The following is a 21,898-nucleotide window of genomic DNA, read 5'->3' as shown; positions in this document are numbered from 1 at the left end:
CAAGCGCTCGCACCTAAGCTAGGCTGTGCAAATGCTTTTGAAAGTTGAAACAGTTGAGGAAATTGGGCGGTTTAAAACGCTCAAGCATCAAGCACCTCATTTCGGCAGTCTGACAGCTGTTTTTGCACGTAACGGGCTTGGAAAAAGCACGCTTTGTTCGATTATTCGCTCTGCTGCCGAGCAAGACGCTCGCCTGATTGCTGCCCGCAAACGTTTGGGCGCAACAAAGGAGCCATCTGCGCACCTTCAGTGGCATACGCACGGCGCAGTGACCTATTCAGTAGGCAAGTGGAACTCCTGTCCCGGCCCAGTACACGTTTTTGATGCTGAGTTTGTCCGTCGCAATCTGCATGTCGGCGAAAGCGTAACGCGGGATAACAAGCGAAGCCTTATACCTATTGTCCTCGGCGAAGAAGGTGTAAAGCTGGCGGACAAAATATCACAACTCGACAGCGAACAGCGCGATCTCGCGGCCAAGATTAGTACTGTTGAGAGAGCTATTAAACGAGCTTGTCCCGTCGTCACAGACATAAAGGCGTTCGTCCAGAGAAGTGTGCCGGACGATATCGGCTGCATAATTGATCGCGCACGCAAATCACTGGAACTGGCCAAGAACTCCGTATCCGTAAAACTAAAGCAAGCGCCTTCGCCGCTGCCAACGCCTGACATCGATGGCATTTGCGCTCTATCGGCCGAAACAATTGAAACGCTCAGCGCAAGAGCAGAATCAGTCCTGCAAGATCATATAAATGCGCATGCTATGGAGCTGCAGGGCACACGCTGGCTCAAGTTTGGCATTGAGCACATGCAGGAAGATAAATGCCCATTCTGCACACAGGATACATCTAAAGTTGATATGGTATCGCTTTTTAAAGAATACTTCAGCGAAGAATATTCGGCATTTCTGAAAAGGATCGATTTAGCCTACGATTTGTTTGCTGAAACGTACGGATTGAAAGGAGAAAAAATCGCTGATTTTATTGCTAAGACGAACTCAGATCTTGCGTTCTGGAGTAATGTTTGCGACCTAGGTGAAATCCCAGAATTGTCCGCACAGGATCTGCATGCGGTCCAACATTCCGTTCAGGCATTGGAAGCTCAACTCGCCGCAAAGAAGGCCAGTCCTCTCAGTGTGCTCACGATCAATAATCTCGCGGAGATCGTGGATGGATTTGCGAAACTCGCTAGTTATCAATCTCTATTATTAACCTGCATCGACATAATTTCTGCGGCTCGAAGCAATACCGCAGATCTTGACGTCAAGCGTGCACAAGAGGCGTACGACAAAAACGACGCTCTACGCCTCAAAACGTTGCCCCCTCTCGTCGCAGAAGTCGCAGATTGGACAGCTTATACCAGCAGGCGGGCTGAGATTGAGACAGAGAAGAAAGCGGCTCAGGAGGCATTACGAACCTATACGGCCGCAACCATCACTCAGAAGCAAAGCCTGATCAATGACCTTCTTGAAAGCTTCGGGACTAGATTTCAAATCAGCCAAACGAAGACAAATTTCATAGGGCGCGAGGCCAATGTTCACTTCTGCATATCGATTGGTGACCACCACGTTGATGTTGGGGAGCGACAAGAGGATAAACCCTGCTTTACAACGGTTCTGAGCGCAGGCGACAAATCAACGTTGGCGTTCAGCTTCTTTTTGCTACAGGTGAGGGAGAGCGCCTCATTTTCAGCCGCGACAATTATTCTTGATGACCCCTTCAGTAGTCAGGACTTGGATCGTCAGTGGGAGACGACAAGCCAAATCCGTGCGCTGGCTAGGGACGCCTGCCAAGTCATCGTACTTTCCCACGATCCGCGCTTTTTAGCTTTAATCGAGAAGAACTCGCGCGGCCAATGCAGCTCCTTCCAATTAAACTGCACGGATGAGGGCAGAGGATCCATTTCGAGCTGGAGCTCAACTGACGAACTGAAGGATCTCTATGTTAGACAGGCGGAACGCATTCGTGAATATGCGCGCTGCGGTCACTTTCTACAGGGTGTCACGGCCGAGTCTCTTATCAAAGATCTGCGGCCATTTCTAGAAGACTACATGCGCGCGAGATTTCCCGGCCGCTTTGCCCCACTCGTGATGCTGGATGATATGGCGAGGCAAGTCGAGGACGCCGGGAGTACAGATCCCATGTATGGGAGGGTTTCTGATCTTCGTGCTATCAATGAGTACAGCAGGGATAATATGCATGGCGGAGGCTCTCTGCCCAATCCCGCTGCGTTGCGTTCGCAATGCAAAAAGGTCGCCTCAATAATAGGGGCGTACTGACATCATCTATCGAGCCGTGTCCGAGCGGTGTATGGACCTAGTGCACAGACGCCGACGAAAGCACCACGTGCTTGCCTGCTAACGTGCTAACAGCGCTTCGAAAATCGCGTTGCTTCGTGTACGTTTTGTCGGCGTCAGAGCACTAGGAACAGATCGCCACGAGCTTTGCGCAGCCGATAGGTCAGCCAGCGTTGTCTCAGATGTTCTTCGCGATCGTGAAGGATGTGGCACCGCTGGCAGAGCGCCTTGAGGTTTGCCGGCACGTTGTTGCTCGGGTCGTGATCGAGATGAGCACAGGCCAGATACACCCGGGTAGTATAGCGTTCGGTGCCCTCCGGTAGAGCTTCGGGCGGCGCCAGCTTCAGCTTACGGCCCTTGCCACTGCGCCAGGTCTGCGCGGCTTCATCCCACCAGCGGCCGTCGCCCAAGTGGCAAACCAGCTGACCGTGCGGACGGCCGCAGCCTTCGCAGCAGCTCTTGGCCCGCTCGAAGCGGATCACCTGCGAGAGCTGCGCCCAGTCGATCGGATAGAAGAAGCGGTTTTCCGGGCGGATCGGCATCGGCTTAGCCTTTCGCCGCCTGGCTGCGCGTCCGCGCCTGTGGGAAGTAGGTGTAGAAAGTCATCCGGCTGACCCCGAGGCGCTTGGCGATCTCAGCGATCGAGATGTTGCCAGCCGCGAGCAGGGCACGCCCCACCTCCAGATCCCCCTCGGACAGCGCCTTGCGCCGGCCGCCCTTGCGACCGCGGGCGACAGCGGCCTTGAGGCCTTCCATTGTGCGCTCACGGTTAAGGTCGAGGAAATATTCGGCCATGGCACCGTGCATCTGCAGGGCGAAGCGCCCGTGGGCCGTCGCGCTGTCGAACTGCTCGGTGAGTGAGCGGAAGTGGATCTCCTTCAGCCGCAGGCCGTCGATCGTGCGCATCATCTCGACGAGGGAGCGGCCAAGGCGGTCGAGCTTCCAGACCACCAACACGTCGGTCGGGCGCAGGTAGGCGAGGGCAGCCTCAAACTCCGGCCGCTTGGTGCCGGCCTTGCCGCTCTTTTTCTCCTCGAAGATTTTTTCGCAGCCGGCCTTCAGCAGGGCATCGCGCTGCAGGTTCAGGTTCTGGTCGAGGGTGGACACACGCGCGTAGCCGACAAGCATGTCAGGATAGTCCCATAGGGACGTTTTTCTGACAATAGTTTTCCTTACATACTTTCCTTACACAAACGGGGCTGTTTGAGGAGGCCAGAGGTGGGTCCGGCAGCACTGTAAGGAAAACGATCGATTTATCTACATGCGCGGCAGTGGGATTTGGAACGTTCTATGCGGTCAAGCATAATGGGATCGCCGTTTAGATGGGCCTAACGAGCCGACGCTGAACACGCATCAGCCCGATGAGGGACAGGATCGTAAATCCGGCTCCGGCAAGGAAGGTCATGGTGGGCTCGTACGAGTCCCAGACTGCACCGGCAACTACGCTGGATATAAGCATCGCGAGACCCCCGACGAGGTTTGTAAAAACCTGGACTTGATTAGACAGACAGTGTCAGCTTCACTTCCCTTCAGCCCGACCGAGAATGGCTTGGCGTGCGGTCACGCCCTCAAGCCCTGCGCCTGCGGCGCACCGCTTCGCGGCTTCGCGGCTTCGCGGCCCGACCGCCTGACCGAACCAAGCCAGAGGTTTTCGGGCCGAAAATGGCTTGCAGTAGGGGCACTACTCTCCCCTCGATCGCGCCTCAACCTGACACTGTCCGACAGATCAAGTCCTGACTTTCACACCTGCTTGCCCTTTACTCCAAGGTGTAGGGGCTCGGATGTTGTCATGGTCATTCCTCGCGAACTCCACCTACACCCGCTCAAAACGTCTCAGTCTTCCGCCCAAAGACGCAGCAGGTTGGCGCTGCACTTCGAGAGAAAGTCGAAGGCACCCGTCTTGCCCTCTCGGGTGAACAGATCGCGGCGCAACGTTTCCAGGTCGAACAAGATCTCGCGGTTCTCCGCACTGCGCACGTAGCTACGCGCCCAGCCCACCGCCGCAACCCGCATCCCACTCTCGACCGGCGCGACGCGGTGCAGGGTGGTCGAAGGGTAGATCACCATCGAGACGGCCGATAGCTTGAAGGGCTGCTCGCCAGCGCTCGTCTCGATGACCAACTCGCCCCTACGTAGCTCTCGGGCTCGGCCAGGAAGAGCGTGAAGGACACGTCGGTGCGCATACCCTGCATCAAGGCGTCGTCGACGTGGGTGCCGTACTGCTTCCCCTCGTCGTAGCATGTGTGCTGACTTCCTTGAAATGCATTTGGGCACCTCTGAAACTATACCCGAAACTGACGCGGTGTCGTTCCGGTCCTTGAGCAAGTAATCCCGCACCAACAGACGCCATCGCCCTCTGAAAGCCCCTTGACTCTGTACCATGGTACGGACCGTAGGGTGATGGAGTGGTTACGATGACGGGAACGGCGATGAGGGATCTAACCATTGGGAAAGCGGCCCGGGACGCCGGCGTAGGCGTAGAGACCATCCGCTTCTACGAGCGTAAGGGCTTGATCGAGCAGCCAGCCAAGGGGGCCGGATACCGGACTTACGCACCTGAGGTGGTCGCCCGCATCCGCTTCATACGGCAGGCCCAGGGGATCGGGTTCTCCCTGAAGGAGACGCGGGAGCTCCTGGCCCTGCGCGCCAACCCGAACGCCGACTGCGCGGAGGTGCGCGCCCAGGCCGAGCATAAGATCGCCGTGGTGGACGAGAGGATCGCCGAGCTGCTGCGGGTCCGCGCAGCATTGGAGGCGGTCGTCGCCTCCTGCCCCGGGCACGGCGGCCTGGAGGGATGCACCATCCTGGAAGCCCTGGAAGATCCGAAGCACGGACCAGTGCCGTGCGGATGCGACGAACCGAGAGAGGACACCACCATGAAGACCGTCACCCTGAAGGTCGTGGGCCTGCGATGCGCGTCCTGCGCCGCCTCGGTCGGCTCGCTGCTGGACGCCCATGCCGGCGTCCGCAGCGTCGACGTCTCGTTCGAGGAGGGACGCGCCCGCGTTCTCTACGACCCCGCGACCACCAGCGAGGACCGCCTCGTCGCGCTGATCGAGAAGCGCGGCTTTCGCGTCGTGGCGCGCGACCCGGCCTGATCTGCTCATCCGACGTGGTCTGGAGACAACCCGATGGCCTCAGCGATGCTCGATCTGGAACCGCCGCTTTGGAGCGAGGAACCGGCCAGCCGGCCCGACCGAGCCCGCATCCGCGCCAGGATCGGCGGCCTGCACTGCTCGCTCTGCACAGGCACCATCGAGAAGGCGCTCGGCAGCCAGCGCGGCGTCGACCACGTCGCCGTCAGCCTGACGCACGAGCAGGCGCTCGTCGAGTACGATCCGGCCGTCGCCCGCCCTGCGGCGTTGCTCGGGATCCTGCGCGACATCGGCTACACGATCTCGGACCCGCGTAAGGTCCGGCCCTACGAGGAGGAGGAGCAGGACCTCGTCCGTGAGAGCCGCCGCTTCGTAGTCGCGGTCTCCCTGAGCGTCGCCTCCATCCCCATCATCGCGGATCCGACACTCGGCTGGATCGGCTACCTGCCCGCTCTGGTTTGCATCAGCCTCGGCGCGATGGTGTTCCTCGTCCTGAAGAAGACGAGCCTCGTGGCTGCCGTCGCCAGCACCGCCGGATTGACCGCGCTGGCGCTGGGCCTGCTCTACCTGAACCTGCAGGGCTACCTCACTAGGTCTGCACCCTGGCTCGTCGCGGCGCTAGCCGTGATCCTCGTCTTCGGGGTCGGGCGCCACATCCTGCACATGGCCTTCCAGGCCCTGCGCCGGGGCATCCTCAATCAGCATGCCCTGCTGGAGATCGGCGCCTTCGCGGGCATGGCCGGCGGCGTGATCGGGCTCGTACTCGACCAGCCGGGCTACCCGACGGCCCCGTTCTTCGCTGTCACGGTGATGGTCGTGACCTACCACATCTTTTCGGAGTGGCTGTCGCTCATCGTCAAGACGCGCAGCTCGCAAGCCGTCAAGCGCCTCCTGGACCTACAACCCGAGACTGCCCGCGTGGTCCGAGACGGCCTGGAGCAGAACCTTCCGCTGGAAGCGGTGACGGTTGGCGACCTCGTCCGCATCCGCCCCGGGGAGCGTGTACCCGTCGACGGCACAGTTGCCTCTGGGCGCTCCGCCGTCGACCAGGCCCTCGTGACCGGCGAGCCCATCCCGGTCGAACGCACCGAAGGCGACGCTGTCATCGGCGGCTCGATCAACGGCACCGGCACCCTGCTGGTTCGCGTGACGGCGGTCGGGGCCGGGAGCTTCCTGCAGAAGGTCATCCGCGAGGTCGAGGACGCCCGCGCCCTCAAGCCCGGCCTGCTCCATCTCGTCGACCGGGTGCTGCAGGTCTACACCCCGGCCGTGCTCATGGTGGCCGCACTCGCCTTCACGGGTTGGCTTACCGGCACCTGGCTCCTCGGTGGTGAGGCAGACATCGCGCGGGCCGTGTTCGCGGGCCTCAGCGTCCTGGTGATGGGATACCCGTGCGCGGTCGGCATCTCGGCCCCGCTCTCCATCGTGCGGGGTGCCGGAGAGGCCGCTGGGCACGGCATCCTGATGCGGACGGGCGAGGCCTTCCAGGGCTACCGCCTCGTCGACACCATCGTGCTCGACAAGACCGGGACCCTAACCCAGGGCCGGCCCGTGGTTCGCGAGGTTGAGGCGTTTGCAGGCACCGAGGCCGAGCTCGTGGCCCTCGCCGCCGCGGCCGAAGCCTCCTCCGAGCACCCGTTAGCCCAAGCCGTGGTCAAGGCCGCCTTTGGGCACGGTGCCGTGCCTCCGGAGGTCGACGCGTTCGAGGCTATTCCGGGCAAGGGGGTCGTAGCCCGGATCGGGGATGGCGACGTGCTGGTCGGCAGCCCCGCCTTCCTTTCCGGCGAAGGTATCGACCTCTCGTTCGCCCGGCTCCGCATCGGTGCCCTGGAAGAGGCTGGGCGCACCGTCATCGTGGTGGGACGCGGCGGGCGCCTACTCGGCCTGCTTGCCCTCGACGACAGGCTACGCGCCGATGCCGTGCAGGCCATCGCGGCCCTGCGCAAGGAGAGCCTGCGGACGGTTCTCCTCACCGGAGACAACGAGCGGGCCGCACGTCGGATCGCCGCAGAAGCGGGCATCGACGAGGTCCATGCCGGGGTGCTGCCCGACGGCAAGGCCGAGATCGTTCGTGGGTTCCAGGTCTTGGGCAAGGTCGCGATGGTCGGCGACGGCATCAACGACGCCCCTGCGCTGATGCAGGCCAACGTCGGCATCGCCATGGGCGGCGGCACGGAGATCGCCATCGAGGCCGCCGACATCATCATCCTGTCGAACCGCCTTGCAGCCCTACCGGTCGCTCGCCGGATCAGCCGCCGCAGCTACGCCAAGATGCTCCAGAACGTCTGGCTGGCCTTCGCCTTCAACGGGATCGGCATCCCGGTGGCCGCCACCGGCCTGGTCAACCCGATCTGGGCGATGGTCGCCATGGCTGTCAGCGTCACCGCGATCTTCCTCAACTCGCTTTGGGGACAACCGGGCCTCTTCCTCGGCGCGATCATGAACGTCGGTCACGTGCCCGAGGCGTCACGCAGCAACCTGACCTGAGAGGAGCTCACTCGATGAAAAACCAGCGTTCGGGCGTGGCCGCTGCGCTCTCCGCCGCCTTGATGTCGCTCGTGACGGCAAACCTGGCGCAAGCCGTCGAGGATCCGCCGCCCATGTCGGTGCGGGCCACCGGCCTAAAGGTCGCGACCATCCCGGTCGAAGGAATGGTCTGCCTTTCCTGTGCCGCCTCCATCAAGAAGGCCGTCAGGAAGGTCGACGGGGTCACCGACGCCGAGATCGACTTCGTCCACCGTTCGCTCCGCGTAACCTACGCGTCCGGAAAGGTCTTTCTCCTCGGCCGGGTGAGCACCGCCATCGTCGGCCTCGGCTATAAGCCCGGCACTCCGGTTCTCGAACCGTGACGCTCGAAGGACTGATCCAGCCGCTCGCGTCCGGCGTTGGCGGACCCGCGGCGCTGTGGGTCACCTTCCTGGCGGGGCTCCTGGCCAGCGCGGTCTGCCCCTGCACGCTACCGGTGGGGCTCGGCCTCGCCAGCGTGGCGAGCGCCTCCGAGGCCGGATCGCGACGCTCAGGGCTTCAGGTCGCCGGAGCCTTCTTCGCCGGAATCGTCCTGAGCCTCGCCGTTCTCGGAGCGGTGGCGGGCCATCTCGGCGCCCTGGCCACCGAGGCGTTCGGCAGGGGTTGGGCCCTCTTCATGGCCCTCCTCTCGTTCGCGTCGGCGCTGCTGGCGTTCCTGTGGCCCCGGATGCGCATCGACGGTCTCACCGCCTGGCGCCGGCCCGGCCTCTTCGGCGCCTTCGCCTACGGGCTGGTGTTCAGCGTCGGCACCTCGGTGGCGCCCCTGCTTCTCCTGCTTACGGTCGCCGCGTCTGACGGGGACCTGGGACGGGGCATCCTGCTCGCCTTCGTGTTCGGCCTCGGCCGGGGTCTGCCGTTCCTGGCCGCTGGGGTGGCCGGAGGGGCCGTCACGCGGCTGGCGCGCCTCGGCCTATGGGGCCGGACCCTGCAAATCTTCAGCGGCGGGGCCCTTCTCATGGTCGGCGCCTACTACGCCCAGGTCTACGCGGACCTTGTCTGAACCTTGGAAGTCATGATGAGCAACGACACGAACGCCCCTCTCACGGAGGTCACGCTGTCCGTGCCGGGCATGATGTGCGACGGCTGCGCCGAGAAGGTGCGGGACGCGCTCCTGGCCGTACCCGGCGTCCGGCAGGCGAAGTCCAGCGCCCGGCGCAAGCGTGCCTCCGTCCGCTTCGAGCCGTCCCGGGTCGGGCCTGCAGAGATCCGGTCGGCCCTCGCGGACAAAGGGTTCGAGAGCGAGGAGGCCCGGGCATGATGTCAGCGACACCCGACTTGCCGGATATCCAGCTGGAGCGCCTGCTTCGGCTGCTTGCGGCCGCCACCTTCGTCATCTTCTTCCAGGCGTTCATGGTCGCCCCGATCCTGCCGCAGCTCGGGGCGGCGTTCGGGACCTCGCCGGAGAGGGTCGGCCTGATCGTGCCGGCCTATCTGGTCCCGTACGGGGTGGCGACGCTGGTCTACGGCCTCCTGGCGGACCGCCTCGGCATCTGGCGCATCATGGCGGCCTCCCTGACGGCCTTCGCCGTACTGAGCGTCCTGACCACCACGGCTGGGTCCGTCGAGCAACTCGCGTTTTGGCGGGTACTGACCGGGCTCGGGGCGAGCGGCGTCGTTCCGCTGGCGCTCGTCCTCGTCGCCCGGCTTTTCCCCTACGAGCGACGCGGGCGCCCCCTCGGCTGGCTCTTCGGCGCCATGGCCGGCGGCATGGCCTTCGGATCGACCTTCGGCGCGCTGCTCGAACCCTATCTCGGATGGCGCGGCCTCTTCCTGGCCGTCGGGGCGGCAGGGGCGGCGATCCTGTTCGTTCTCATACCGGCCCGCGGAATCATCCCAGGCGCAACGTCGAACGCGGCAAGCCTCGGTATGTTGGTACGCGGGTATCGGGATCTTCTGGCTTCCTCACGCGGGCGGCGCACCTACGCCACCGTCCTGCTGAACTCGATGTTCCACTCCGGCGTGTTCACCTGGCTCGGGCTGTATTTCGAGCGACGCTACGGCCTAGGTCCAATGGGGGTCGGCCTCGCCCTCTTGGGTTACGGCATTCCTGGGCTCCTGCTCGGCCCGTTCATCGGCCGGATGGCGGATCGGCAGGGCCGCGGCCGCCTCCTGCCGCTTGGGCTCCTCCTGGGTTCGCTCGCGGCGGCGGCGCTGATCCTCGACGCGCCCCTGCTCCCGGCGGCGCTGGCGGTGACGGTCCTATCCCTCGGCTACGACATGACCCAGCCCCTCCTCGCCGGCATCGTCACGGCGTTCGGCGGCAAGCGCCCGGGGCAGGCCATGGGCCTGAACGTCTGTCTCCTCTTCGTCGGGTTTGGAGTGGGCAGCCTGCTCTTCGGCTGGGCGCTTCGCTACGACTTCGGGATTGCCCTGGCGCTGTTCGCGGCCGCGGAACTGGCGCTTGCCATCACCGCAATCCGGCTCTTCCGAGCAGAGACCCGGCCAGCCACGGAAGCCCGAGGATAACGTGTCTCCCTGCCTTACGCCCTTTAGAGCCTCTAACAAAACCGGGTTTGGCGCGTTGGGTGGAGATGGCGAGACCGCTCCTTCCCGATGGCCTGTGGGCCGAGATCGCACCGCTTCTGCCGCCTGAACGGGCCAAGCCGAAGGGCGGTCGGCCTCGAACCTCCGACCGCGCGGCACTGACGGGGATCCTCTTCGTGCTGCGCTCGGGCGCGCCGTGGGAGTTGCTGCCCCGGGAGATGGGCTGTGGCTCGGGGATGACCTGCTGGCGGCGCTTGCGGGATTGGCAGAAGGCCGGAGTGTGGGACCGTCTGCAGCACGCGCTTCTCGACCGGCTCGGTCGCCAGAACGGCATCGACTTTAGTCGAGCTTCCCTCGACAGCGCCTCGATTGCCGCCAAAAGGGGGGCCCGGCGACGGGCCCGAACCCGACCGATCGGGGCAAGCCGGGCACGAAGCGCCACATCCTCACCGATGCGAAGGGCATCCCCCTCGCTCTGAAGCTGACGGGGGCGAACGTCCATGACAGCCGAATGCTGGAGGCGGTCGTGGATGCCGTCCCGCCGATCCGCTCATGCTGGGGACCGCCGCGCAAGCGTCCCTTGAAGCTGCACGCCGACAAGGCCTACGACCACCGCCGCTGTCGTCAGGCGCTGACCCGCCGCCGCATCCAGCCCCGCATCGCCCGGCGCGGGATCGAGAGAAGCCAGCGGCTGGGACGTCGCAGGTGGGTCGTCGAGCGCACGCTGGCGTGGTTCGCCCAGTTCCGTCGCCTCGCCATCCGCTACGAGCGGCGGCACGACATCCATCTCGCCTTCTCCACGCTGGCCGCAGCCCTCATCGTCTGGCGCTTCATCGAACGATGGTTTTGTTAGGCGCTCTTAAATCCTGAACACGGGGTCGTGGCACGAAATGATAGGCAGGTGCAGAACGTTGTCGGCCCTGCTTCGATCTCGCGAGCGTTCGCAGACACGGGGCGGGGCGACGATGACGATGCGGGCCGACGTCTGCGGACCTCAACCAGAGCCGGGCGCACCCGCCGACCGACAAGAGAAAGGCCGTGACCGAGGCCTTGAGAACGTCGATGACGGTGTCCAGCGCAAAAGGCAGAATGTAATCGCCCGGAACCTATACCAACTCCAGATTTGTTGTCCTTCAGAATGCTGGAGGACCCGACATGAAAATCTATGATCTCGCGATCATCGGCACCGGCACGGCGGCCATGGTCGCGGCCATGCGTGTTCGTGGTGCAGGCTGGAATGTCGCCGTGATTGACCACAAGCCATTCGGCGGCACCTGCGCACTTCGGGGCTGCGACCCGAAGAAGATGCTCATCGCGGGAGCCGAGGTGATCGACGCCGCAGGGCGAATGCGCGGTCATGGCATCGTCGGAGATGTGCGGATCGACTGGCCTGACCTGATCGCCTTCAAGCGCACCTTCACAGATCCGGTGCCGGTGAAGAACGAGCACCGGTATGCCGACAAGGACATCGACACTTTCCACGGCGAGGCCCGGTTCACGGGCCGCACCACGCTCGATGTCGCCGGAACGGCGATCCAGGCACGGCACATCCTGATCGCGGCTGGGGCAGTGCCGGTGCCACTCGGCATTCCTGGCGAGGAGCATCTGGCGACGAGCGAGGAGTTCCTTGCTCTGGAGCACCTACCGTCTCGCATCGTCCTTGTCGGTGGCGGCTACATCGCGGCCGAGTTCGCGCGCATCGCGGCACGAGCCGGGGCACAAGTCACGGTGCTTCAGCGGGGAGAGCGGATGCTCCTGCAGTTCGACCCCGATCTCGTCGGTTGGCTCATGAAAGCGTTCGACGGGATGGGCGTCGATGTGCGCACCCGGACGACCGTCACGGCGATCCAGCGGGCTGGTGACATCTTCCGGGTCGAGGCATCCTCCGACGCGGGCCAGGAGACCTTCGAAGCCGATCTCGTCGTCCACGCAGCCGGGCGCAGGCCCGCGCTCGACAAGCTCAATCTGGCCACCGCCGATGTCACGGTCGAGCACGGACGGCTCAAGCTGAACGAGTACCTTCAGAGCGTCACGAACCCCGCGATCTACGCGGCCGGGGATGCCGCGCTGGTCGGGCCGCCGCTTACGCCCGTGTCGAGTCACGATGCGAAGGTCGCCGCCGCCAACCTGCTCGAAGGCAATCACGCGAAGCCGGACTACACGGGCGTGCCGAGTGTCGCCTTCACCTCGCCTCCCATCGCAGCGGTCGGCATGTCGGAAGCCGCAGCTCGGGAGAGCGGCCTGCGCGTCCGCATCAAGTCCGAGTTCACCTCGGGCTGGTTCACGGCGCGGCGCGAAGCCGAACGGGTCTACGGCTACAAGACGGTGGTCGAGGAAGGGACCGGGCGCATCCTGGGAGCCCATCTCGTTGGCCCGCACGTGGACGAGACCATCAACGTCTTCGCCCTGGCGATCCGGCATGGGCTGACGGCCGACGATCTGAAATCCACGATGTTCGCCTATCCAACCGGATCCTCAGATATCGGATACATGCTGTGACGCTCACCCCGAGTGATCGATCATGTCGAGCACAGGGCATTCGGGAGCCGCTTCACCCGAGCACTGGTCGATGGTCCTGGTCAGGAGCCGTTCGAGCCGGGTCAGGTCGGCGATCTTCGCACGCACCCGGTCGAGGTGATGCACCGCGATTTCCTGCACCTCGCAGCAGGACGCCTTGCCGGGCTGACGCAATTCAAGGAGCGCCCGAACCTCTTTGGGGTTGAGGCCGAGTTCGCGCGCACGCCGGATGAAGGCCAGGGTGCGCACATGCTCGGTATCGTAGGACCGATGCCCCCCTTCGGTGCGTGGGGGACGGGGGAGCAGGCCCACCTTCTCGAAGTACCGGATCGTCTCGATGTTGACGCCGGTGCGCTCCGAGAGCGCGCCGATAGTCAAGGAAGCAGGCCCTCGTGTCGCTGGTAGCGCACCCATCGAAATTTACCTTGAAGCTGTAGTTGGTACAGATGTTACGCCCTCTGCGGTTCGAGGGAAAGCCATGTTCGAAGCAATTAATCATGTCATCCAAGCAGCGCGCCGATTGGCCCCGACGGCCGCCCCTGACATCGCGTGTTTCGGCGCTCGGATGCTTCGCCTAGGAAGCCTCTATGCCGCTTTGGTCCTGACAGCCCCGGCGAGTGCGGAAGGCGTGAAGCTTTTCGAGGTTCCGACCCCGAATAGCTATCCAGAGAGTGTCGCCGTCGGACCCGGCGGCGCCATCTGGTTCACGGAGAAGCAAGGCAACAAGATCGGACGTCTCGCGCCCGACGGACAGTTGAACGAGTTTTTTATCCCCACGCAGGACAGCCGGCCTCAGGACATCGTTTTGGGTCCTGACGGGAACCTGTGGTTCACGGAGAACCGCGGCAACAAGATCGGGCGCATCTCGCCCGCGGGCGAAATCGCGGAGTTCCCGCTATCGGAACCTGCGAGCTATCCCTTCGGCATCGTGATGGGTTTCGATGGTGCCCTATGGTTCACCTTGTCCGGTACGAACCGGATCGGCCGGATCACGGTCGATGGTCAGGTTACCGAGTTTGGGCTCGGCAAGACGCTGACCCCTTACGGCATCACGGCCGGCCCCGACGGCAATCTCTGGTTCACGGGCTTCAACAGCAACACCATCGGCCGGATCACGCCGACCGGCCAAGTCTCGGAGTTCCCGCTCCCGACCCTCGACAGCGCGCCGCAGAATATCGTTGCCGGCCCCGACGGGAGCCTCTGGTTTACCGAAGCCGCCGTGGACGGCGTCGGTCGGATCACGACGGACGGCAAGGTGACCGAGCTCGCGCTGCCATCGTGCCTGCCTGGTTCTCCTTCGGAGGATGGCCGTCCCTCGCGTTGCACCAGCACGAAGTCTCCCTACGGCATCGCGTCGAGCAAGGACGCCCTGTGGGTGACGCAGCATTGCGGCGGAAGGCTCAGCCGCCTCACGCCAGACGGACACTTCAGCGAGGTCGGGCTGGACGGGCTGCGAGCCCCGAACGGGATTGTGGTCGATCAGGACGACACTGTCTGGTTTGCTCTCGCGCGCTCGAACGGCATCGGCCGCCACCGGCCCAAGAACGACGGGAAATGAGCGTTGTTTCCAGGTTCCTCACTGACTCGTTTCGGGCCCCCCCCGCCCCGGGCATGAAAACTCGCGTCAGCCCAGATGGCCGAGAACTCGCATCAGAGAACAGATGTTGCATGTCCGGCCATTCTGAGATCCAGGCTCGCGAGGAAGGCTTGGCGCTCACTCCGCGGTCCGACGGCGCCGGGCTTCTTCCGGCCGTCGTCACCGACGCGGTGTCCGGAACCGTGCTGATGCTCGCCTGGATGAACGCCGAGGCGCTCGGCAGGACCATCGAGACGGGCGAGGCTTGGTTCTGGAGCCGGTCCCGGCAATGTCTCTGGCACAAGGGCGCAACGAGCGGGCAGGTCCAACGCATCCAGGAGATCCGGGTCGACTGCGACCAGGACACCATCTGGCTGAGGGTTCGGATGTCCGAACAGGCGGGCTGCTGCCACACCGGCCGTTCGAGCTGCTTCTACCGTCGCGTCGTGAGCGGGCCGATGCTCGCCCTCGACCCGGTCGCCCTCGGACGCCCTGCGGAACAGTCCTGAAGCTCTTCGGACGAGGGCGAGTGAGCTTCCGAAATTAGCTCTTGCACCTGTAGTTACTACAGGTCGTACACTCTCACGGTGAGGGAAACTCTGATGGACAAATTGGCTGGCACGGCTCCTCGCGGAAACGCGGTCGTACCGAGGAGCGAAGGGGACAGAAGGGACAGAAGCTCGCGGTCGTCGGCGGTATCCTCGCTGCGCTCGGCGCCTCCTCGTGCTGCATCCTGCCGCTCGTGCTCTTCAGCCTCGGCGTGAGCGGGGCCTGGATCGGCAACCTGACCGCGCTCGCCCCCTACCAACCCTTCTTCATCGCCACGGCGGTCGCGTTTCTTGGTTTTGGCTTCTGGCGGGCCTACCGCCGACCCGCGACGTGTTCAGATGAAGGTTCTTGCGCGCGGCCAGGCTCCAGCCGGGTCGCCCGGATCGGGCTCTGGGTGGCCGCCGCGCTCATCCTCGCGGCTGTGACCTTCCCCTACACCGCGCCTCTGTTTCTCTGACCTTCACCGCCACGATCGAAGGAGACCACCCATGAAAACCTTGCTCCGTGCCACCTTCGCCGCATCGATCCTGATATCGGCCAGCGCTGCCTCCGCCGCTCCTCGCACGGCCATTCTCGACGTGCAGAACGTGAGTTGCGTGACCTGCGCGCCCATCGTCAAGAAGACGTTGTCACGTCTGACCGGCGTCACCCAGGTGGCAGTGGTCGAGCACGGCGGCGCGGCGACGGCGACCGTCACCTTCGACGACGACAAGATCACAGCCGAGGCGCTCTCCCAGGCAACCACCGGTGCCGGATACCCATCTTCGGTGAAGGAGGTGAGGAACGCGAGTGCGGACACCACGGGCAGCACCGCCCAGGCGCGCTGAGCGGTGGGGTAGCTTCGTCATGGAAGACCGCATCCTTGTACGAACCGGCATCGCCGGCGCCGTTGTGGCCGCGCTTTGCTGCGTGACGCCCTTCTTGGCGGTTGGTCTCGGTGCGGTCGGGCTCGCGGCCTGGGCTGCCAAGGCCGATTACGTCCTGATCCCAGTGCTCGTCGCCTCGGTCGGCTTGGTCGGGATCGGACTCTATCGACGAAACACATCAAAGAGCCCGGCGGCATCCGATTGCTGCGACGCGGACGATGACACACGAAAGCTGAAACCATGAGCGATTGCTGCAACACTCAGCGCGAGAGCGACGGCAAGGGCCGCTACGACCTCGTCGTCGTCGGCGCCGGGTCGGCTGGGTTCTCGGCCGCGATCACGGCGGCCGAGCAGGGCGCACAGGTCGCCCTCATCGGATACGGGACGATTGGCGGCAGCTGCGTGAACGTGGGCTGCGTCCCGTCGAAAGCCCTGATCCGGGCTGCGGAAGCCGTGCATCACGCCAACGCCGCCAGCACCCGCTTCGAAGGCGTCCAGGGTGAGGCGCGGGTGGTCGACTGGCGTGCACAGGTTGCCCAGAAAGATGCTTTGGTCGAGGGCCTGCGGCATGCGAAGTATGCCGACCTTCTGCCGGCCTACAACAACGTGGCCTACCACGAGGGCGAGGCGCGCCTGGTCGAAGGCGGGGTCGAGGCCGGTGGCCAACGTTTCTCCGCGGACCGCATCATCATCGCCACCGGTACACGCCCGGCCCTACCAGCCATATCGGGCATCGCGGAGGTGTCGGCTCTCGACAGCACGGCAGCTCTTGCGCTGACTCAGCTGCCGCGTTCGATGATCGTATTGGGCGGCGGTTACATCGGTGCGGAGCTTGCGCAGATGTTCGCACGGGTCGGGGTCGCGGTGACCCTTGTATTCCGCAGCCGGCTTCTGCCCGAGGCAGAGCCTGAGATTGGCGCGGCGCTCGCCGGCTACTTAGCGGAAGAAGGCATCACGGTCCTGGGCGACCTTGCCTACGAGGCCGTGCGCCGAACGGAGGAAGGCGTGAGCCTCACGGTCCGACGAAACGGACGCAGCGAGACGGTCACGGCCGAGCAAATCGTCGTCGCGACCGGGCGTTCGGCCAACACCGAGAGCCTCGGCCTCGCGGAAGCGGGTGTGGCCCAGACGCCGACGGGCGCCATCGTGGTCGATGACCGCATGCGCACCTCGAAGCTGGGCGTCTACGCGGCGGGTGACGTGACCGGCAAGGACCAGTTCGTCTACATGGCGGCCTACGGCGCGAAACTGGCCGCCAAGAACGCCCTCAACGGTGACAGCCTGCGCTACGACAACAGGGTGATGCCGGCCGTGGTGTTCACGGACCCGCAGGTCGGAAGCGTTGGGCTCACTGAAGCCCAGGCCCGTGCTGCCGGGCACGACGTTCGCACTTCGGTGCTCTCGCTCGACAATGTGCCGCGGGCGCTTGCGGCTCGTGACACGCGCGGTCTGATCAAGCTCGTCGCCGACCGGGGGACCCGCAAGCTTCTGGGAAGCCACATCGTAGCACCCGAGGGGGCCGACAGCATCCAGACCGCCGCAATGGCGATACGCGGTGGGCTCACGATCGACGATTTGGCCGAGACGATCTTTCCGTATTTGACCACGGTCGAGGGCCTGAAACTCGCGGCTCAGACCTTCGATCGGGACGTGAAGAGGCTTTCGTGTTGCGCCGGTTGATGCCGGGGCAAGACGCTTGCGCGGGCGACGGAGACGGAATGGTCGCAAAAGCGGAAGAGCTCGCGACCGAGATCAGGCCGGGCGTGGTGCGGCCGGACTGGTCCGCCGTGACAACCCCGGCCGCCCGCAATGCGCTGAGCGGGCGTATGTCGGCACGTGCTGGCCTGCTCGACAAGTGGTCGCACGCCCTGGATCCCGACGAGGATCTGGTGTGGCGGAATATTTTAAAGCGATACGCCACCATGGGCCGGCCTCCCCAAGCGGCGGACCTTGCCGGCGATACGGGCATCCCCAGTGACCGGGTCGGCGCATTGCTGCGCAAGCTGCAGTTGCGCGACCTTGTCGGCCTCGAAAACGAGTCCGATAAGATCCGGCACGCCTACCCGTTCACGGAAAGCGAAACCGGGCACCGGGTTGGTTTCGGTCGGCATGTTCTCAGCGCCCTTTGCGCGATCGACGCGCTTGGCGTTGGGGACATGTATCGGACGGACATCAGGGTCCAGGCGCAGTGCCGATCCTGCGGGGAGACGATCAGCGTCGTCACGACGGACCAAGGCCGCAAGCTGGGCAGCGTCGCTCCTGCCGGGGCGGTGATCTGGTACGACTTTGCCTACGGCGACAGCGCGGCCTCCTCTTGCTGCCCGTCGATCGCGTTCTTCTGCTCGGACGAGCATCTCCGTCGCTGGCTGGAAGGGCAGGAGCCGGCAAGGGCCGGAGTTCGGCTGAGCATGAACGAGGGGTTGGAACTCGGTCGCGCGATCTTTGCCCCGATCCTCAGGGAGCCCGTGTCCGCGCTGCCTTGAGAGCCTCGCCCTGCAGCGCGTCTCCGAGGGCGCCGACCTCTTTCCTGCTGAGGAGAAGAAACAGGTGCAAGGAGCCGGAACCGCGAACGAGCTTGAAGAAGGCCCGGTGCTCAGGCCTGCGTTTAACGAAGCCGGCTTGATCCCGGCAATCGCGACCGAGTGTCAGACCGGAGCCGTGCTCATGCTCGCCTGGATGAACGCGGACGCGTTGAACAGGACGATCCTGACCGGCGAAGCCTGGTACTGGAGCCGATCGCGCAAGTCTCTGTGGCACAAGGGCGAGACAAGCGGGCAGATCCAGCACGTCCAGGAGCCGTGGGTCGACTGCGACCAAGACACAATTCTGCTGAAGGTGAACGTCGGCGGCGATGGGTCCTGCTGCCATACGGGTCGGGCAAGCTGCTTTTACCGATTGCTGTCGAGTGGACCTGACGGACTGATCCTCCGAGTAGCCGGTACGGATGCGCGATGATGTCCCGAGCCAGCGCCGATCCCGCCCTGCCGGCCGATTGCTACTTCAAGGGACACCCGGGCGCGAAGCCGTCATCGCCCCATCACAGACATCGAGGAGAGACTTCGTGAGCGATAAGCCCGTCGCAGCTTTCGTAGCGTTTTTGTTCGTATTCCCTCTGACGGTGGTCTGTTGCGCAGGTCCTGCAGCGCTCGTGTCAGGCGTTGTCGCGACAGTAGCGTGGCTGAGCCAGTCGATGGTCCTGCTCGTCGTGGCCTCAGCGGCTGCCGGAGCCTTCGTTCTGCTTCACGTCTTCATAAGCGGCCGGGGGCGACGGTGTACGCCTCGGCCGGAAGCCGAAACCGGGTGTTCAGCAACGACGCCAGGACGGGGAAGCGAATTCGGATGACAGGGGCAGCTTGCGCAGGCTCACCGAAACCGGTCGTCCGTCCTGCAGGCCATATCGAGGCATCGCCACAGCCGGACGACGGGGTCCGTCGCTCGTGCGGCAACCGCCTCAAGGCAGTTCTCTTCAGCCTGGCGCTTGGTTCGGCTTGGTTCGGCAACAGTCCAGCGCTGGCACACTACAAGCTCGTCGGCGTGGCCGTAACCTTGAGCATGCTTGGACAGTGGTTCGGGCTAATCTACCTCCGACGCCGTTGGTCCACGCTCCAGCGCTATGCTTGGGATAAGCAGATCGAGATGTCTGCCTCCCCACTACTCTAAATTTGCGATCATAATTCCTGGAACCTGTCGCTGGTCCAGCTTCGTTCAAGCACCAGAGACTTCTCGGCACTTCATCACAGGCCCCCAGTGGCCGGATGTTCTTGGCGGGTCGAACAACTTGCGAGATGAACGGTCATGGGCAGCCAAAAAGACAACTTGCTGGTCGATGTCGCAATCGGCCTCGCTGCGGGCTTTGTCGCGACAAAGGTGACCGAATTCGCCCAGGAGGCGCTCTACCGACCCATGCCGGAGAGCGTCAAACAGGCCGAGGAGGCGGTTCGGCCTGGTCCGCCCCCCGAGGTCGCCGCGCGCAAAACCATGCAAGCCATTGGGCATCCTCTCGGGCAGCAGAAGCTCAAGTTGAGGGCGTCGCGTTGATTGTTCGCTGAGTTACGGTCGAGACGAACGGGTCGTGAACGGTTGCCGCCTCGGAAGAGCTGCGAGGGTGGCGGCTACACCGCTCGTGTGATCCCGGCGAGGGCCATTTCGCGATAGACGGTGGCGCGGCCGAGCCCGACCTGGCGCCCCGCTTCCGTAGGCGATAGCCCGGCTTGGACGAGTTTCAGGGCGGCCACGACCTTGTCCGGATCGACCGGTTGCCGGCCCGGACGCTTGCCTTTGGCACGGGCCGCCGCGATCCCGTCCTTGGTGCGCTCGGCGATCAGCCGCCGCTCGAAGTGGGCGATCGCACCGAAGACGTGGAAGACCAGTTCGCCGGCGGCCGAGCCGGTGTCGATCTTCTCCTCCAGGCTCACGAGCGCAATGCCGCGTTCCTTGAGCAGGTTTACGCTCGACAACAGCTCGGCGAGAGAGCGCCCGAGTCGGTCGAGGCGAACCACCGCCAGGGTGTCGCCGCGACGCGCGTAGGCGAGGAGTTCGGTCAGGCCGGGCCGGTCCATGCTCTTGCCCGACCGCACGTCGGTGAAGACGCAGATGGCGCCCGCCCGCTCGAGCCGCAGCGTCTGCCCCGCGACGTCCTGGTCTCCGGTCGACACCCGTGCGTAACCCAGCACGTCGCCCATGATCTCGTCCCGCAAACGTCCGTTCTCGGGACGCCCGCCGAGCCGATCCGGCGCAGGCTTCGTTCCCGTCCACTTATACCAGACCTCGTTGAGCGCGACTCACGACGGGTAGCGCCGCTGTCTCGGCCGTGATTCTGTCCTCGGGTTTGGGGCCTGAGGAGGATGCGATGGCCGCTCCCGTACCGCTGCGGTCGGACTTCGATGCCGGATCCTTACGTGCCCTGGCCAAGGGTTCACGCGATCCGGCCCAGACCCGCCGCTTGCTGGCGCTGTCGGTGATCTCGGCGGGCGGCTCGCGCTCGGAGGCGGCCGAGATCGGCGGGGTCGGGCTGCAGACGGTGCGCGACTGGGTCCTGGCCTTCAACGCCGATGGCCCGGACGGGCTGATCGACGGCAAGGCCCCTGGGGCCCGTCCGCGCCTGAACGCCGATCAGCGGGACGTCCTCAAGGCGCTGGTCGAACAGGGGCCGGTTCCCGCCGCTCACGGCGTGGTACGCTGGCGGCTCTGCGATCTGGCCCAGATCCTGTCCGAGGATCACGGCGTGTCGGTTTCCGAGCAGACCCTGAGCCGGGTCTTGCGGGCGATGGGCTACCGCAAGCTCTCGGCCCGTCCGCGCCATCACGCCCAGGACCCGGAGGCCGCGGCCATTTTTAAAAAGACTTCCCCGACCGTCTGGCGGAGATCGCGCAAGCTGTCGGCGGCAAGCCGATAGAGGTCTGGTTCTGCGACGAGGCCCGTGTCGGCCAGAAGAACACGCTGACCCGGCGCTGGGCCAAGCGCGGGACACGCCCCTCAGCCCCAAAGGATCAGCGCACACAGTCGGCCTACATCTTCGGGGCGATCTGCCCGGCCCGGGGCGTCGGCGCGGGTTTGGTCATGCCCCGCTGCACCACCGAGGCGATGGCCCACCACCTCGAAGAGATCTCAGGGACCGTGGCTCCCGGTGCCCACGCCGTGCTCCTCCTCGATCAGGCCGGCTGGCACACGACCAAGAAGCTGCCGGTCCCCGACAACATCACCCTTCTGCCGCTGCCGGCGCGTAGTCCCGAACTCAACCCCGTCGAGAACCTGTGGCAGTTCCTTCGCGACAACTGGCTCGGCAACCGGATCTTCAAATCCTACGCCGATATCCTCGATCACTGCTGCGACGCCTGGAACAAGCTCATCGACCAGCCCTGGCGCATCATGTCCATCGGACTACGCCAATGGACACATGGGTTCTGATCAATGAGGATTGGTATTAATGCGTCCCGTTAAGCATCCGTGTCCACAATGATCCCCTGCCTTCTCTGGACGGTGGGAGGATCGG

General features: G+C 64.4%; 24 protein-coding genes. 19 read left to right on the top strand and 5 right to left on the bottom strand.

What is annotated here, in order from left to right; genetic code table 11:
• Positions 1-31: 31 nt before the first annotated feature.
• Positions 32-2,275: an AAA family ATPase gene (locus tag DA075_RS35205; RefSeq protein ID WP_078947397.1), complete on the top strand. Its 2,244-nt coding sequence runs from the start codon at positions 32-34 to the stop codon at positions 2,273-2,275.
• Positions 2,276-2,409: 134 nt separating this feature from the next.
• Here DA075_RS35205 and DA075_RS35200 read toward each other — a convergent pair whose 3' ends face one another.
• The 3 genes from DA075_RS35200 to DA075_RS35190 all read right to left on the bottom strand — a co-directional run bounded on the left by DA075_RS35200 (position 2,410) and on the right by DA075_RS35190 (position 4,414).
• Positions 2,410-2,835 (bottom strand): hypothetical protein, encoded by a 426-nt coding sequence (locus DA075_RS35200; RefSeq protein WP_053611414.1) that lies wholly within the window; start codon positions 2,833-2,835, stop codon positions 2,410-2,412.
• A gap of 4 nt (positions 2,836-2,839) precedes the next feature.
• Entirely contained in the window at positions 2,840-3,421 is a 582-nt protein-coding gene (locus DA075_RS35195) for a recombinase family protein (RefSeq protein WP_053611413.1), read from the bottom strand.
• Between the two features lie 705 nt (positions 3,422-4,126).
• Positions 4,127-4,414 carry a 2OG-Fe(II) oxygenase family protein gene (locus tag DA075_RS35190; RefSeq protein ID WP_052517036.1) on the bottom strand — a complete coding sequence of 96 codons (288 nt, stop codon included), beginning with the start codon at positions 4,412-4,414 and terminating at the stop codon, positions 4,127-4,129.
• Between the two features lie 293 nt (positions 4,415-4,707).
• Here DA075_RS35190 and DA075_RS35185 point away from each other — a divergent pair, with 293 nt between their 5' ends.
• The 8 genes from DA075_RS35185 (at position 4,708) to DA075_RS35150 (ending at position 12,897) form a co-directional block, all read left to right on the top strand.
• On the top strand, positions 4,708-5,391 hold the full coding sequence (locus tag DA075_RS35185) for a MerR family DNA-binding protein (protein WP_236012845.1): 684 nt from the start codon (positions 4,708-4,710) through the stop codon (positions 5,389-5,391).
• Positions 5,392-5,424: 33 nt separating this feature from the next.
• Positions 5,425-7,875, top strand: coding sequence for a heavy metal translocating P-type ATPase (locus DA075_RS35180; protein ID WP_099957664.1), 2,451 nt, complete (start codon positions 5,425-5,427; stop codon positions 7,873-7,875).
• A 14-nt stretch (positions 7,876-7,889) separates the two neighbouring features.
• Positions 7,890-8,237, top strand: a complete 348-nt coding sequence (locus DA075_RS35175) for a heavy-metal-associated domain-containing protein (protein ID WP_099957663.1) — start codon at positions 7,890-7,892, stop codon at positions 8,235-8,237.
• The gene (locus DA075_RS35170) at positions 8,234-8,914 is read left to right on the top strand and encodes a cytochrome c biogenesis CcdA family protein (protein WP_052517025.1); all 681 of its coding nucleotides are present in this window, start codon (positions 8,234-8,236) and stop codon (positions 8,912-8,914) included. Before DA075_RS35175 ends, DA075_RS35170 begins: the two co-directional genes overlap by 4 nt.
• Positions 8,915-8,929: 15 nt before the next feature.
• Positions 8,930-9,172, top strand: coding sequence for a heavy-metal-associated domain-containing protein (locus DA075_RS35165; RefSeq protein ID WP_043075330.1), 243 nt, complete (start codon positions 8,930-8,932; stop codon positions 9,170-9,172).
• A complete protein-coding gene (locus DA075_RS35160) occupies positions 9,169-10,380 on the top strand; it encodes an MFS transporter (protein ID WP_043075322.1) in 1,212 nt (403 codons plus the stop codon). The genes DA075_RS35165 and DA075_RS35160 overlap by 4 nt, the downstream gene beginning before the upstream one ends.
• A 65-nt stretch (positions 10,381-10,445) precedes the next feature.
• Positions 10,446-11,251 (top strand): IS5 family transposase gene (locus DA075_RS35155; RefSeq protein WP_099957662.1). Its coding sequence is split into 2 segments (ribosomal slippage): positions 10,446-10,776 and positions 10,776-11,251, totalling 807 coding nucleotides; the frame shifts between segments, so codons are not numbered across the junction.
• A 302-nt stretch (positions 11,252-11,553) separates the two neighbouring features.
• Entirely contained in the window at positions 11,554-12,897 is a 1,344-nt protein-coding gene (locus tag DA075_RS35150) for a dihydrolipoyl dehydrogenase family protein (protein WP_043075323.1), read from the top strand.
• 3 nt (positions 12,898-12,900) lie between these two features.
• Here the strand turns inward: DA075_RS35150 and DA075_RS35145 are convergent, their stop codons facing one another.
• Entirely contained in the window at positions 12,901-13,329 is a 429-nt protein-coding gene (locus tag DA075_RS35145; protein ID WP_043075324.1) for a MerR family transcriptional regulator, read from the bottom strand.
• A gap of 64 nt (positions 13,330-13,393) precedes the next feature.
• Between DA075_RS35145 and DA075_RS35140 the strand changes: the two genes are divergently transcribed.
• The 9 genes from DA075_RS35140 to DA075_RS35100 all read left to right on the top strand — a co-directional run bounded on the left by DA075_RS35140 (position 13,394) and on the right by DA075_RS35100 (position 19,944).
• Positions 13,394-14,473, top strand: a complete 1,080-nt coding sequence (locus DA075_RS35140) for a Vgb family protein (RefSeq protein WP_123834607.1) — start codon at positions 13,394-13,396, stop codon at positions 14,471-14,473.
• A 110-nt stretch (positions 14,474-14,583) separates the two neighbouring features.
• Complete coding sequence (hisI, locus tag DA075_RS35135; protein ID WP_043075325.1) at positions 14,584-15,000, top strand: phosphoribosyl-AMP cyclohydrolase; 417 nt, start codon at positions 14,584-14,586, stop codon at positions 14,998-15,000.
• Positions 15,001-15,101: 101 nt separating this feature from the next.
• On the top strand, positions 15,102-15,497 hold the full coding sequence (locus DA075_RS35130) for a mercuric transporter MerT family protein (protein WP_099957660.1): 396 nt from the start codon (positions 15,102-15,104) through the stop codon (positions 15,495-15,497).
• Positions 15,498-15,528: 31 nt separating this feature from the next.
• Positions 15,529-15,867 carry a cation transporter gene (locus DA075_RS35125; protein WP_043075327.1) on the top strand — a complete coding sequence of 113 codons (339 nt, stop codon included), beginning with the start codon at positions 15,529-15,531 and terminating at the stop codon, positions 15,865-15,867.
• Positions 15,868-15,886: 19 nt separating this feature from the next.
• Positions 15,887-16,150: a mercury resistance system transport protein MerF gene (merF, locus tag DA075_RS35120; protein WP_099957659.1), complete on the top strand. Its 264-nt coding sequence runs from the start codon at positions 15,887-15,889 to the stop codon at positions 16,148-16,150.
• Positions 16,147-17,586: a mercury(II) reductase gene (gene merA / locus DA075_RS35115; RefSeq protein WP_099957658.1), complete on the top strand. Its 1,440-nt coding sequence runs from the start codon at positions 16,147-16,149 to the stop codon at positions 17,584-17,586. The genes merF and merA overlap by 4 nt, the downstream gene beginning before the upstream one ends.
• Before the next feature lie 38 nt (positions 17,587-17,624).
• Positions 17,625-18,389, top strand: coding sequence for an organomercurial lyase (merB, locus tag DA075_RS35110; RefSeq protein ID WP_043075381.1), 765 nt, complete (start codon positions 17,625-17,627; stop codon positions 18,387-18,389).
• Positions 18,390-18,453: 64 nt separating this feature from the next.
• Entirely contained in the window at positions 18,454-18,861 is a 408-nt protein-coding gene (gene hisI / locus DA075_RS35105) for a phosphoribosyl-AMP cyclohydrolase (protein ID WP_099957656.1), read from the top strand.
• 840 nt (positions 18,862-19,701) lie between these two features.
• On the top strand, positions 19,702-19,944 hold the full coding sequence (locus tag DA075_RS35100) for a hypothetical protein (RefSeq protein ID WP_099957655.1): 243 nt from the start codon (positions 19,702-19,704) through the stop codon (positions 19,942-19,944).
• Between the two features lie 74 nt (positions 19,945-20,018).
• On the opposite strand, the gene DA075_RS35095 is transcribed toward DA075_RS35100, so the two are convergent.
• Entirely contained in the window at positions 20,019-20,588 is a 570-nt protein-coding gene (locus DA075_RS35095) for a recombinase family protein (protein ID WP_043075164.1), read from the bottom strand.
• A gap of 167 nt (positions 20,589-20,755) precedes the next feature.
• On the opposite strand from DA075_RS35095, the gene DA075_RS35090 reads away from it, so the two are divergent.
• Positions 20,756-21,813 (top strand): IS630 family transposase gene (locus DA075_RS35090; protein ID WP_173807913.1). Its coding sequence is split into 2 segments (ribosomal slippage): positions 20,756-21,248 and positions 21,248-21,813, totalling 1,059 coding nucleotides; the frame shifts between segments, so codons are not numbered across the junction.
• The last annotated feature ends 85 nt before the right edge of the window (positions 21,814-21,898 follow it).

Source organism: Methylobacterium currus (assembly GCF_003058325.1).
GTDB lineage: Bacteria > Pseudomonadota > Alphaproteobacteria > Rhizobiales > Beijerinckiaceae > Methylobacterium > Methylobacterium currus.
The sequence above is the reverse complement of the archived record's forward strand: the minus strand, read 5'-3'. Positions and strand labels throughout refer to the sequence as shown.